Source organism: Halopiger aswanensis, assembly GCF_003610195.1.
In the GTDB taxonomy this organism is placed as follows: domain Archaea; phylum Halobacteriota; class Halobacteria; order Halobacteriales; family Natrialbaceae; genus Halopiger; species Halopiger aswanensis.
The window spans coordinates 1230189-1242571 of sequence record NZ_RAPO01000001.1; the positions used below are offsets into that span (position 1 = coordinate 1230189).

General features: G+C 67.0%; 13 protein-coding genes. 4 read left to right on the top strand and 9 right to left on the bottom strand.

What is annotated here, in order from left to right; translation table 11 throughout:
* Together ATJ93_RS05950 and ATJ93_RS05955 are read right to left on the bottom strand one after the other, a co-directional pair.
* A complete protein-coding gene (locus tag ATJ93_RS05950) occupies nt 1-216 on the bottom strand; it encodes a hypothetical protein (RefSeq protein ID WP_120243665.1) in 216 nt (71 codons plus the stop codon).
* A gap of 186 nt (nt 217-402) precedes the next feature.
* Nucleotides 403-1143: a sugar phosphate isomerase/epimerase family protein gene (locus ATJ93_RS05955; RefSeq protein ID WP_120243666.1), complete on the bottom strand. Its 741-nt coding sequence runs from the start codon at nt 1141-1143 to the stop codon at nt 403-405.
* Nucleotides 1144-1322: 179 nt separating this feature from the next.
* Between ATJ93_RS05955 and ATJ93_RS05960 the strand changes: the two genes are divergently transcribed.
* Complete coding sequence (locus ATJ93_RS05960; RefSeq protein WP_120243667.1) at nt 1323-1820, top strand: hypothetical protein; 498 nt, start codon at nt 1323-1325, stop codon at nt 1818-1820.
* A 432-nt stretch (nt 1821-2252) separates the two neighbouring features.
* Nucleotides 2253-2906, top strand: coding sequence for a metallophosphoesterase family protein (locus ATJ93_RS05965; protein ID WP_120243668.1), 654 nt, complete (start codon nt 2253-2255; stop codon nt 2904-2906).
* 4 nt (nt 2907-2910) lie between these two features.
* Here the strand turns inward: ATJ93_RS05965 and thrC are convergent, their stop codons facing one another.
* From thrC to ATJ93_RS05990, 5 genes are all read right to left on the bottom strand, one after another.
* Complete coding sequence (gene thrC / locus ATJ93_RS05970; RefSeq protein ID WP_120243669.1) at nt 2911-4122, bottom strand: threonine synthase; 1212 nt, start codon at nt 4120-4122, stop codon at nt 2911-2913.
* A 111-nt stretch (nt 4123-4233) separates the two neighbouring features.
* Nucleotides 4234-5067 (bottom strand): fumarylacetoacetate hydrolase family protein, encoded by an 834-nt coding sequence (locus tag ATJ93_RS05975; protein WP_120243670.1) that lies wholly within the window; start codon nt 5065-5067, stop codon nt 4234-4236.
* Entirely contained in the window at nt 5064-5453 is a 390-nt protein-coding gene (locus tag ATJ93_RS05980) for a cupin domain-containing protein (RefSeq protein ID WP_120243671.1), read from the bottom strand. Before ATJ93_RS05980 ends, ATJ93_RS05975 begins: the two co-directional genes overlap by 4 nt.
* Complete coding sequence (locus ATJ93_RS05985; protein ID WP_120243672.1) at nt 5453-6241, bottom strand: SDR family oxidoreductase; 789 nt, start codon at nt 6239-6241, stop codon at nt 5453-5455. The genes ATJ93_RS05980 and ATJ93_RS05985 overlap by 1 nt, the downstream gene beginning before the upstream one ends.
* Before the next feature lie 91 nt (nt 6242-6332).
* Entirely contained in the window at nt 6333-7133 is an 801-nt protein-coding gene (locus tag ATJ93_RS05990; protein ID WP_120243673.1) for an alpha/beta fold hydrolase, read from the bottom strand.
* Between the two features lie 152 nt (nt 7134-7285).
* Between ATJ93_RS05990 and ATJ93_RS05995 the strand changes: the two genes are divergently transcribed.
* Nucleotides 7286-7720, top strand: a complete 435-nt coding sequence (locus tag ATJ93_RS05995; RefSeq protein ID WP_120243674.1) for a universal stress protein — start codon at nt 7286-7288, stop codon at nt 7718-7720.
* 34 nt (nt 7721-7754) lie between these two features.
* Here the strand turns inward: ATJ93_RS05995 and ATJ93_RS06000 are convergent, their stop codons facing one another.
* Complete coding sequence (locus tag ATJ93_RS06000; protein WP_120243675.1) at nt 7755-9461, bottom strand: acyl-CoA mutase large subunit family protein; 1707 nt, start codon at nt 9459-9461, stop codon at nt 7755-7757.
* Nucleotides 9462-9593: 132 nt separating this feature from the next.
* Nucleotides 9594-10739, bottom strand: coding sequence for an acyl-CoA dehydrogenase family protein (locus ATJ93_RS06005; protein ID WP_120243676.1), 1146 nt, complete (start codon nt 10737-10739; stop codon nt 9594-9596).
* A 156-nt stretch (nt 10740-10895) separates the two neighbouring features.
* Between ATJ93_RS06005 and ATJ93_RS06010 the strand changes: the two genes are divergently transcribed.
* Nucleotides 10896-12299, top strand: coding sequence for a M14 family zinc carboxypeptidase (locus tag ATJ93_RS06010; protein WP_120243677.1), 1404 nt, complete (start codon nt 10896-10898; stop codon nt 12297-12299).
* Nucleotides 12300-12383 lie beyond the last annotated feature (84 nt).

A 12383-nucleotide genomic window follows, 5' to 3' on the forward strand; every position in this document is an offset into this window, starting at 1 on the left:
TTAGCGGTAGATGTCGTTATACCGTTCGCGGTACTCTCGGAGCGCGATTCGCGCCTTTCGGCGAGACGTGAAGCCGAATCCGACGGCCGGACACGACTCCTCGGGGCACGCCCACAGGAACGTCTCCGTGCGGGGGTCCTTCGTTACCGTCGCGTCCGCGTCACACCGGGGACACTGCCAGCCCCACCGCAGCTCGTCAACGTAGTCTCGAGACATACAGTCGTAGGATGTGATCGGAGGGGCTCGCGGCGGATAGGGTCCCGACTTCATCCGTCCGTTCTTTATGAGCCTGCCGCTGTCGGTTCCGACTCGAGCGCGCAGTTGACCGCCGACAGCGGACTATCGACTTCGGAGAGTACCAGCCCTCGGGTCACGGAGCAAATCTGGAACCGCTTCGGAACGCTATCGGAACGACTCGAGCATCTCGGCGCCGTGAGCCATCGATTCGCGGGGGTTCTCGGGGTTGTCGTGCTCGTAGATGTACCACTCGACGTCGGCGCGGCGGACCGCCTCGAGGGTGCGCTCGAGGTCGAGGTCGCCCTCGCCGAGTTCGACGCAGGTCATCGTCTCGCCGTCGGCGTCGGCGAAGTGGGCGTGGGAGATCCGGTCGGCGTACCGATCGACGACCGTGACGGGGTCGGCGCCGCCCGCTCGCGCCCAGCCGAGGTCGATCTCGAAGCCGACGTTTTCGGCCCGCCCGAGCAGTTCGTCCAGGCCCGTCTTGGTGCCGAGCGAGACGAACTCCTGATCGTGGTTGTGATACTGCAGGTCGAACCCGTCGGCGGCGAGGTCGTCCGCGACGGCCGCGAGGCGCTCGGCCGCGTCGGCGATCGACGCCTCGGACGCGAACTGCTCGGGCTCGAGCCACGGGACGACGAGCGTCCGGCAGCCGAGACGGTCGTACAGTTCCGTCACCGCCTCGTAGTCGTTCTCGAGGTCGTCGAGTCCGACGTGGGCCGCGGCGACCGCGAGATCGTTCCGCTCGAGGGCGTCGATCACTGCCTCGAGGTCGGTCTCGTCGTCCCGGATGCGGGTGGCGAACTCGACCCCGTCGAAGGACGTCTCGCCGACCAGATCGAGGACCTCCGGCAGCGGTGCGTCGATATCGCGCAGCGAGTACAACTGAACGGCAGTGCGAACCATACCTTGAGAAGAAATACCTTACCAAATAAAATTGATGACACACTCGCGTTCGTGACAGCCGACTGAATTGGTCCCGTGGAGGGACCAGAACGGCCACTTCGGGGCTGCCCGCTTCCGTTCACTTAAAGCGAACAGTGACGCAGGAGAATGGCTATCGGCCGGTCGGACGGAGAGCCGATATGCAACTCGAGAAATCGTCGCAGCGCGGCGAGTGGAGCGGCTCGGTGCCGACCGCTGTGGACGTCCGGGTGCTCGGGCTGGTCGTTGCGACGGCCGGGCTCGCAGCGTCCGTAAACATCCCGTACGGCGGCGTGTCGTTCGCGATCGTCGCCTTCGTCGTTCTCGCAGCCGGCGGCATCGGCGTTCACCTGTTAGGCGAACGGCAACTGCGCCGGATCACCGACGGACTCGTCGAGCGGTGGGTCGAGGCCGGCGGCGAGATCGAGTCGGTGACGCGCTCGTCCGACGGGATGCGGACCGAGTGGACCGTCCACACCGCCCGCGGCGACGTCGTCGTCGGCGGCGTCGCGCTGGCACCGATCACGAAGCTGACGATCGAGTGGCAGGGCATGGACGACACGATGGACGCGTCCGACGCGGAGGAGAACCTGGACCGACTCGCAGACGGCCTCTATACGGAAATCTTCGAGATCGGATCGGCGACGCAGCGGGCGTAACGCCACATTCGCGGTTCAGACCGCTCTTCTCGAGGGATCGATTTGATGGATGCCACTCGACGCCGGAAGTTGGACGCCGGATGTGTCGGACGATATCACACCCCACATTTTTATCGGTGAATCCTGTACTCCGTGCACTGGGAGACGGAGAATGAAGCGATACGAAAATCACTACGAGTGCGAAGAGTGCGAATCCGAGGTGCATCCCGTCTCGTACCGGGCGCGCTGTCCGGACTGCGGCGGACCGCTCCGGGCTAGCCCGAGCTACGACGGGGCAACGGGGAGGTGACTGCGCTCTCCGCGCGGCTCCCGCGCCAGCGTGCAGTCGATTCAGCACCGTTTGCGATCGACAAATAGCGTGCCGCTCGAGCGCACCGCTTCGTACCGCTCGTCGAGCAACGACGCTATCCGCGTCGGAACCGTACCGCCGCCATGCTCGTCCTCGGCGACGCCCACGCCGCCGATCCCGCCCGGCGCGAGACCCTCCTCGCACTCTACCGGACGATCGACCCCGATCGCGTCCTTCAGGTCGGCGACCTCGAGTACTACGACCTGCCGGCGCCGACGTGGTTCATCGCCGGCAACAACGAGGACTTCGACGTTATCGAGTCGATGCGTGCGAACGAGCGCCCGTTCGGCGAGCCCGACGTCCACCTGCTCGCGAGCACGGTCGCGACGGTCGACGGGTTGCGGGTGGCCGGCCTCTCCGGCAACTACGCGCCGACGAAGTACGACCAGCCGCGCTCGGCGCTCACGGGCGATCGCCGTCGCCACTTTACGCACGAGGACGTCGCGCAAGCGCGCGAACTCGAGGATATCGACGTCTTCCTCACCCACGAGGCGCCGACCGGGCTCCTCTCGTACGGGTACGATCCGGGCTGCGAGCGCGTCGACGAACTTCTCGAGGCGATCGATCCGGAGTTGTGTCTGGTCGGTCACCACCACGAACATCACGAAGCCGAGATCGCTGGGACCCGCGTCGTGAGCCTCGCGCCGGCCTGGGAGCGGTACTACACGCTCGATTCGGAGACGCTAGCACTCGAGGCGCACGACCACGATTTGGGCGCGAACGCGAGCGACCCGTAGCGGTTTACGAACCGACGACGGCGGCGAGTTCCCGTTCGACCGCCTCGAGATCGATCGTCCGTGTTCGGGACTCGACGTCGACGTCGTACCGTTCCTTGTACCCCGAGCCGGTGAGGATCGTGACGACCTCGTCGTCCGCGTCGAGTTCGCCCCGCCGAGAGAGTTCGCGGACCCCGGCCAGTGCAACGGCGCTCGAGGGTTCGACGGAGAGTCCAGCCGTCGTCGCCAGCCGATCCATCGCCTCGCGGGTCGCCTCGTCGGAGACGGAGACGACCGCACCGCCCGTTTCGCGGGCGGCAGTTAGCGCGCGGGTGCCGCTGGGCGGATCGGCGTTCGCGATCGAGACGGCGATCGTCTCCCCCGGTTCGATCGCCGAGACGGTCGCTCGATCCTCGCGATAGGCCGTCGCGATGGGATCGCACGGGGCCGCCTGGACCGGGTAGAGCCGCGGCACGTCCTCGGAATCGAGCAGGCCCGCCGTCTCGAGTTCCCGGAGCGCCTTCCAGACGCCGCTGGCCTGGCCGCCGCTGCTGACCGGGAGGACGATCGCGTCCGGCGCGCTCGGTCGGAACTGCTCGAGGATCTCGTACGCGACCGTCTTCTGGCCGGCGACCCGCAGCGGCGTATCCGAGTTGACGAAACGTCCACCGTCGGTCTCGAGCGCGAGCGTCTCGGCGTACAGCCGGCCGTAATCGCCCTCGACGCGGAAGATCCGCGCACCGTGGCGGGCGATCAACTCGAGCCGTTCCGTCGGGGTGTCCGCCGGCACGAAGACCGCCGCCTCGAGGCCGGCAGCGGCGGCGTAGGCGCTCGTGCTCAGCGCCATGTTGCCGTGGGAGACGGTGCCGATCCAGTCGTGACCGTCCCGACGGCCGTACGCGACGCCGACCGCGGTGCCGCGATCCTTGAAGCTCCCCGTCGGATTCTGCCCTTCCGGCTTCAGGTGGAGGGAACAGCCGGCGTACTCGTCCAGATCCGCGGCGCGGACGAGCGGCGTCGCGCCGGGAACGGGACCCATCGGCTCCGTGGCGGTGGCGGAGACGGGGAGCACGTCAGCATAACGCCACATTCCGGCGGTCCAGTCGTCGTCCGGCCACTCGAAGGTCGCCGCGTCGGCGTCGGTGTCGAACCAGAGCGGTTCGCCGCAGGAACAGCGCTGGCGCTCCTCGAGGCGGTACGTCTTCCCGCAGTCGTAGCAGCGGACCCGTCGATCCATTACGGTGAGCGTCGCTGCGGGAGCCTAAAACAGTGTTCGGTCGTCGGCGAGCGGTCGTTCGGTCCTACGGGCGTCCGGACCGGCGGTTCGCTCGGTCCGCGGACCCGGACGTTAGCGCACGACCGGCGCCTCGACCGACCTGATCCCCTCGACGTCCGCGCGAACCCGGTCGCCCGGTTCGATCGGCGCCGCGCCGGGCGTCCCGGTACTGAACAGATCGCCCGGCTCGAGGGTCATCACGTCCGAGTGGAACGCGACGAGCTCGCGGGGCGGGAACAGCATGTTCCGGATCTCGTTTTCGGCGGCCACCTCGCCGTCGACGATCGTCCGAACGGTCAGATCCTCGAGCGCGAGTCCGTCGCCGGGCTCGGGAACGGCGATCGTCGGCCCGACGACGAGGAACGAGTCGAAGCTCTTGGCTCGCGTCAGGAATCGCGGGTTCCGCTGCAGCACGTCCTCCGCGGTCATGTCGATGACGGGGAGGTAGCCGGCGATCACGTCGTCGACGGCGTCGGCGTCGACGTTCCGGCACTCCCGGCCCACGAGGACCGCGAGTTCGGCTTCGGCCGTCACCCGCTCGCTCCGTTCGGTCGGCGGGAGCCGGATCGGCCCGCCCGGTCCGACCAGCGCACTCGAGGGCTTCATGAAACTCGCCGGCTCGTCGGGCCGTTGCTCGTCCAGGTCGCCGGCGTGTTCGGCGTAGTTGAGGCCGATTCCCCACAGCTTTCCGAACCGCTCGCGCTCGAGCGGCGGGCCGAACTGCAGCCCCGCGGCGGCGGTCCTGTCGGCGGGTGCGTCGTCGACGTCGGGTAACGTTCCCGCCGCGGCCCGCGGCAGGGCGTCGCGAACGGTCTCGAGTTCCGGCGCGGCGGCCGACAGCGGGACGAATCCCTCGTCGTCGCCCAGCAGCGGCCGGCCCTCGAGGGTGCGCGCGAGGTGCTTCATGCGTTCTCGTCGGCGGCGTCGTCCTCGTCGGTCCCGTCTCCGTCCTCGCGGTCCGTCCAGAAGTCGAACGAGCGACCCGGCGCGAACACGTCCAGCCCGACCGCGCGCTCGTCGCCGGTGTTTTCGACCCGGTGGGACTCCCAGGCGTCGAGCCAGACGGAGTCGTACTGCTCGAGCGTGACCTCGTCGTCTTCGGTGACGACCGTCAACTCGCCCTCGAGGCAGAGACAGACCTGCTCGTTCTCGTGGTCGTGCATCGGGGAGCTGTGGCCCGGCGGCTTCTCGAACCACTCGAAGGAGAAGCGGTCGCTGCCGGCCAGTGCGGCGCGCCGCCAGTCCGCGTCGGGCTCGTAGGTCTCGGCGTCGTCGAACTCGACGGGCTCCATTATAGGTTCGAACCGGTCGTCCCGCCGTCGATGACGATACTCTGCCCGTTGATGAAGCCGGACTGGGGCGAGGAGAGGAACGCCACCGTATTGCCGAGTTCCATCGGGTCGCCGACGCGCTCGAGCGGGTTGTCGGCCCAGTTCTCGAGGCCCTCCTCGTAGGAGTCGTACTCGCCGCGCTCGACGGCCTGCTCGACGAGGTCCTCGATGCGCGAAGTCTCGTGGGGGCCCGGCAGCACCGCGTTCGCGCGCACGTCCGGCGCGAACTCCTGCGAGAGCGTCTTCTCGAGGCCGATGACGCTCATCCGGACGGAGTTCGAGAGCACGAGACTGTCGATGGCTTCCTTGACGCTCCGGGAGGTGATGTTGACGATCGTGCCGCCCTCGCCCTCCTGCAGGTGCGGTTCGGCCTCGCGAGCGAGTCGGACGACGCTCATCACGAGCAGTTCGTAGGCCTCGTACCAGTCCTCGTCGTCGGTCTCGAGGAAGGGGCCAGAGGGCGGGCCGCCGGCGCTCGTGACGAGGTGATCGAGGCCGCCGAACTCGTCGACGGTCGTCTCGACCAACTGCTCGATGTCGTCCTCGTCGGTGAGATCGCCCGTCTGGGCGACGACCTCGCCGGTCGCGACCGCCTCGATGTCGGCCTTCGCCTCGGCGAGTCGGTCCTCGTCGCGGCCGTTGATGACGACGTTTACGCCCTCGCGGGCCAGCGCCGTCGCAGACGCTTTCCCCAGCCCGCTCGAGGATGCCGTTACCAGCGCCGCGTTGCCGTCGATCTGCAGGTCCATATCGTTCGTAATCGCCCACGAGAGGACGAAAAAGATTGTCGTTGCGGTAACGCGGCGGCCGGAACGGCAGACAGCGGGCGGCCACGAGGTGCTACGGCTCGGTCGGCACCCGCTGCTGGACGAAGTTTCGCACCCGCTCGGTGTAGGTTCGCGGCCGGTGGAGGTTACAGATGTGACCGGCGTCCGCGAGGACTTCGATCCGCCCGTCCTGGGCCGCCGCGGCGTGATCCTGTTCGCCGCGGCGCATGAGCTTGTCGTTCTCGCCGTTGAGGATCAGCGTCGGGCCGGGGTAGGTCGACAGTTTCGAGCGGAAATCCTGCCCCGCGATATCGGGGCCCGCATCGCCGAACTGCTTCGGGTAGAAGCCGGCCTCGATGATCTCGCGCTCGATATCCGGCGGGAGGTCGCGCTGGCGAACCCACCGCGTCGCGAACTCCTCGCCGGCGCGTTTGCCGACATCCGGCTTCGTCAGGAGCCGCGTGAGGCCGCCGGTTGCCCGCGTCATGATTCCCATGCCGCGAACCGGGTTCACGCTGGCGCCCGAGAGTACCAAGCCGTCGACGTTCGACGGGTAACGGTGGGCGTACTCCGTCACGACGTAGCCGCCAAGCGAGAGGCCGACGAGAATCGCCGTCCCGTCGGTGTGGGTTCGGATGGTGTCGTGAAGCTGGTCTATCGCGGGGTCCATCCGGAACTGTTCGCGGGCGCGCGAGCCGTGGCCCGGCAGATCGGGCGCGACGACGCGGAACTCGCCGGCGAGGTCGCGTCCCTGCGGCAGCCACATCTTTCGCGTCATGGCGGCGCCGTGGACGAAGACGATCGCCTGCGCGTCCGCGGGGCCGTCGACGTCGACGGCGCCCTCCGGTTCTCGATCGGGCGGGGTTGTAGTCATTGCCGGCGGTCGTATCACGAGCAGGTCCTTAGTAGTCGTGCCGGCTACTCGAGCGCGTAACGGTCGCACACGGCCGGAAGACTGTCTCCACCGACGGGAGTACCACCTGCGGAGAAGATTATGTTAAGCCGATAGCAGTGGTATGTGTACACATGTCTCGAAAGACGATGGTCGCGTACGACGGCTCGCCCCAGGCCAAGGCGGCGCTCCGGTACGCGCTCGAGGAGTACCCCGAGGCGGAGATCACCGCAGTCCACGTTATCCGGCTCCCGGAGGGGTACTGGACGCTGTTCGTCGAGTCGGAGGAGGACTTCCCGGGCCGCGAACGGGCGGAGGCGCAGGCCCGGGACCTCCTCGATGAGGCCGACGAGATGACGGCAGGGGCCGATCGCTCCCTCGAGACGGTGATAGTGAAAGGCGAACCCGCGCAGGAGCTCGTCGACTACGCGATCGACAACGACTTCGACCAGATCGTCATGGGCAGCCACGGGCGACAGGGGGCCAGCCGACTACTGTTCGGGAGCGTCGCCGAGAAAGTCGTGCGGCGAGCGCCCATGACCGTGGTGGTGGTCCACGAAACGGAGTAACGCTCGTCCGGGCCGGCGATCGGAGCCTCGGCCACTACGCCGGCGTCACCTCCTCCCGGTACGCGCCGTAGCGGTCCTCGAACACCTGCATGATCTCGCCCATCGTCGCGTACGCCTTCACGGCGTCGACGATGTACGGCATGACGTTCTCGGTCTTCTCCCCCGCGATCGCGTCCGCCAGCGCCGACAGCGCCGCGTCGACCGCCTCCTCGTCTCGCTCCGCCTTGACCGACTCGAGGCGCTCGAGTTGCCGGTCTCTGGTCGTTTCGTCGATCTGGAGAATTTCGGGCGAGGTGTCCTCCTCGATCGTATACTTGTTGACGCCGACGACGACCTCCTCGCCGCGCTCGACGCGCTGCTGGTACTCGTAGCTCGCGTCCTGGATCTCGCGCTGGAAGTAGCCGCCCGAAATGCCCTCGAGGACGCCGTCGCGGAGCGAACCGTCGCCCAGTTCTTCGATCTCCGCGAGGTACGTCATGATCTCCTCCTCCATCTCGTTGGTCAGTTTCTCGATCGCGAAACTACCGCCCATCGGATCGACGATATCGGCCGCGCCGGACTCCTCGGCGATGATCTGCTGGGTGCGCAGGGCGACCCGGACCGCTTCCTCGCTGGGCAGGGCCAGCGCCTCGTCGAAGCTGTTGGTGTGCAGCGACTGCGTGCCGCCGAAGACTCCCGCGAGCGCCTGGATCGTGACGCGGACGATGTTGTTCAGCGGCTGCTGGGCGGTCAGCGACTGGCCCGCGGTCTGGGTGTGGAACTTCATCCGCTTCGATTCGGCCTGCTCGGCGCCGTACTGTTCCTCCATGATGCGGGCGTACACCCGCCGCGCCGCGCGGAACTTCGCGACCTCCTCGAAGATCGAGTTGTGCGAGTTGAAGAAAAAGGAGAGCAAGGGCGCGAAGTCGTCGACCTCGAGCCCGCGATCCAGACAGTCCTCGACGTACGCGAAGCCGTCCGCGAGCGTGAACGCGGCCTCCTGGGCGGCGGTCGAGCCGGCCTCCCGAATGTGGTACCCCGAGATCGAGATCGGGTGGAACTTCGGCGTCTCCGCGACGGCGAACTCGATCGTGTCCGTGACGACCTCGAGCGACGGTTCGGGCGGGATGACCCACTCCTTCTGCGCGATGAACTCCTTGAGCATGTCGTTCTGCAGCGTTCCCCGGATTTCGTCGCGGGGAACGCCCTGGCGGTCGGCCAGCGCGACGTACATCGCGTAGATCACCGGCGCGGAGGGGTTGATGGTAAACGAGGTCGAGACCTCGCCGACGTCGATGCCGTCGAACAGAATCTCCATATCGCGGAGGGTGTCGACCGCGACGCCCTCCTTGCCGACCTCGCCCTCGCTCATCGGGTGGTCGGAGTCGATCCCCATCAGCGACGGCATGTCGAAGGCCGTCGACAGCCCCGTCTGGCCCTCGTCGATGAGGTAGTGGAACCGCTCGTTGGTCTCCTCCGCGGTGCCGAAGCCGGCGAACTGCCGCATCGTCCACGTCCGTCCGCGGTACATCGTCGGGTACGGGCCGCGCGTATACGGCGGCTCACCCGGAAAGCCGAGCTCCGCCTCGTAGTCCAAGTCCGCGATGTCCTCGGGCGTGTAGAGCCGCTCGACCTCGTGGTTCGACACCGTCGCGAACCGATCCTGCCGTTCACCGTGGCGCTCGAGGGTCGGCTCGAGCGTCTCCGCCTCCCACCGCTCGCGCTCCTCGCGGATGTCCTCGAGGTCGTCCTGATCGAACATAGCGCCACTATCGACGGGATTCGCCTAAAGTATTGGTACCACACACCACGACACGAGTGAACTGAATCGCGCAGGAACGGGCGAGACGGTGCACTCGTGGGGCCGGGGTCGCTCCGCGCTCGCTGTCCCCGCTCACTTCCGCAGATGCCGGGCGATGATCTCCTTCTGTATCTCGCTGGTCCCTTCGTAGATCGTCGTCACCTTGGCGTCGCGGTAGTAGCGCTCGACGTCGAAATCGGTCGTGTAGCCGTAGCCGCCGTGGATCTGGACGGCCTCGTTGGCCACGTCGACCGCCGCCTCGCTGGCGAAGTACTTGGCCGTGCTGGCGGCCATCGGATCGACGTCGCCGTCGTTCTTCCGCGCCGCGTCGCGAGCGAGGAGTCGGGCCGCCTGCACCTGCGTCTGCATCTCCGCGAGTTTGTGCGCGATCGCCTGGTGGTCGGCGATCGGATTGCCGAACTGCTCGCGCTCGGTCGCGTACTCGAGGGCGTCGTCCAGCGCCGCCTGCGCGAGCCCGACTGCCTGGCTCGCGATCGCGATCCGGCCGCCGGTCAGGATCGAGAAGGCGGCCTTCAGCCCCTTCCCGACCTCCGTCAGGCGGTTCTCCGCTGGAATCCGAACGTCGTCGAACACCAGCGTCGTCGTGTCGCTGGCCCGCAGGCCGAGTTTGTCCTCCTTCTTGCCGACCTCGAGGCCCGCCGCGTCCTTGGGCACGAGAAACTGGGTGATGGTGTCGGCATCCGAGTCACCGTTGGACTCGTCCGCTACCTTCGCAAACAAGATCACGACGCCGGAGCGCTCGCCGTTCGTAATCCACTGTTTCGTCCCGTTGAGCACGTACTCCTCCGACTCTTCGTCGAGCCGCGCCGTCGTACTCATCTCGGCGGGGTTCGATCCCGCGTCGGGTTCCGACAGCGCGAACGCGCCGACCGGTCGCCCGTCGACCATTTCGGGGAGCCATTCGTCCGTGTGGGATTCGGAACCGAACTCGCGGATGCAGGCGGTCGCGAGCGAGTGAACCGACAGCGCCGTCGCCAGCGAGAGGTGGCCGTAGGCGAGTTCCTCGTAGACGACGCTGGCCGTGAGCGGGTCGGCGTCGAACCCGCCGTACGCCTCGGGAACGGTGAGCCCGGTGAGATCGAGTTCCGCGAGGCCGTCCCAGACGTCCTCGGGAAACTCCCCGTTCGCATCTGCTTCCGCCGCGACGGGTCGTACCTCTCGCTCGACGAACTCCCGGACGCTGTCCCTGACGAGTTCCTGTTCCGGTGAAAGCGACATGAGGCAAGTATTGCGGGCCGCCGTGGTAAACGTGCCGCCGAGCGGTCGGTCTCGAGGCGGAACCGCGAGAAGATAGCGATTGCGACGGATCAGATAGCGCGCTGGTTCGTGTAATGATACCCACAACTACGTGTAATGGAGTCAATGTAACTACATATGAGCGATCCGTCAGCGCCGCCCGCGCGGACGTTCGAGTGGCTCGACGAGTCGATTCCCCGCTACGAGTCGTTTTTCTCGGTCCGCAAGCACCGCGAGCGCGATCGGGAACTCGCCGACGTACACGAGCACGTAACGTACGAAGGACTTGGCGAAAGCGCCGACGGGAACCCGATCTGGGCAGTGACCGTCGGCGAAGGCAGTCGGACCGCACTCCTGCTCGGCGCGCCCCATCCGAACGAACCGATCGGGTCGATGACCATCGATTTCCTCCTCCACGAACTCGCGACGAACGACGACCTCCGCGCGTCCCTCGACTACGAGTTCGTCTGCGTCCCGGTCGCGGACCCGGACGGCGTCCGGCGGAACGAGGGCTGGTTCGACGGCCCGTTTACGCTCGCGAATTACGCGCAAAACTTCTACCGGCCGCCGCCGGAACGTCAGGTCGAAGCCACGTTTCCGGTCGACCGCGAGGGTTACTCGTTCGACGACCCAATTCCGGCGACGCGAGCGCTGGCCGACCTGATCGGGGCCCGTCGCCCCGAGTTCGTCTACAGCTTCCACAACACCGCGTTCGGCGGCTGCTACTACGTCGTCACCGAACCGCTCGAGCCGCTACACGACGCGCTGCGGTCGCTTCCGGCAGAATACGGCGTATCGCTCAACCGCGGCGAGCCGGAGCGGTTCATCGACGAGGCGTTCGACGACGCCGTCCGCCGGCTCCCGACGTTCGCGGATCGGTTCGACGCCGCCGAGACGGACGACGATGACGGAGAGGGTTCCGACGAACCGCTACTCGGCGGCAACGCCTACGATTACGCGAGCCGCTTCGAGGACGACGTGGTCGAGTTCGCGGTCGAACTCCCGTACTTCTCCGCCCCGCGAATCGGCGATCAAACTCGACTCGAGCGCTCCCGCGAGGCCGTCATCCGCGAGGGCGTCCAGCACCGCCGATCGTTCCTCGAGGAAATCGCGGATCCGCTCGACGCCGTTGCCGAGTACCTGCCGGACACGCCGATGGCCCACGAAGCGGCTGGCGTCTTCGGCTACTTCGAGGACGAACTCGAGGGGAAACTCGACTGGGCGACCTCGGTGTCGGAGACCGACGAACCCGGGACCGTCGCCCAGTACGTCGACGAGCGATTCATCCGCCAGTACCACCTGCTGACGTACCTCGGAATGTTGCTCCGCTCGATCGACCGTGCCGCAATGAGTGCCGACGGCGAGGTCCGCGACACGTTGCTAGACGCGAAGCGGACGCTCGAGGACGTCTTTCACGACCGACTCGGGGAGATTCGGACCGAACTCGATTACGAGACGATTCCGATCTGGAAACTCGTCGCGATTCAGGCGCGGGCGGGACTGATTTGTCTGGATCATCGACAGCGGGAGCGTGAGCCCTGACAGCAGGCGTTCTCACCGACTGAATCACGCGGCAGCGATTCCGTCAGTTCACGGTTTTGATATAGCATTTATACGTTTATTCGT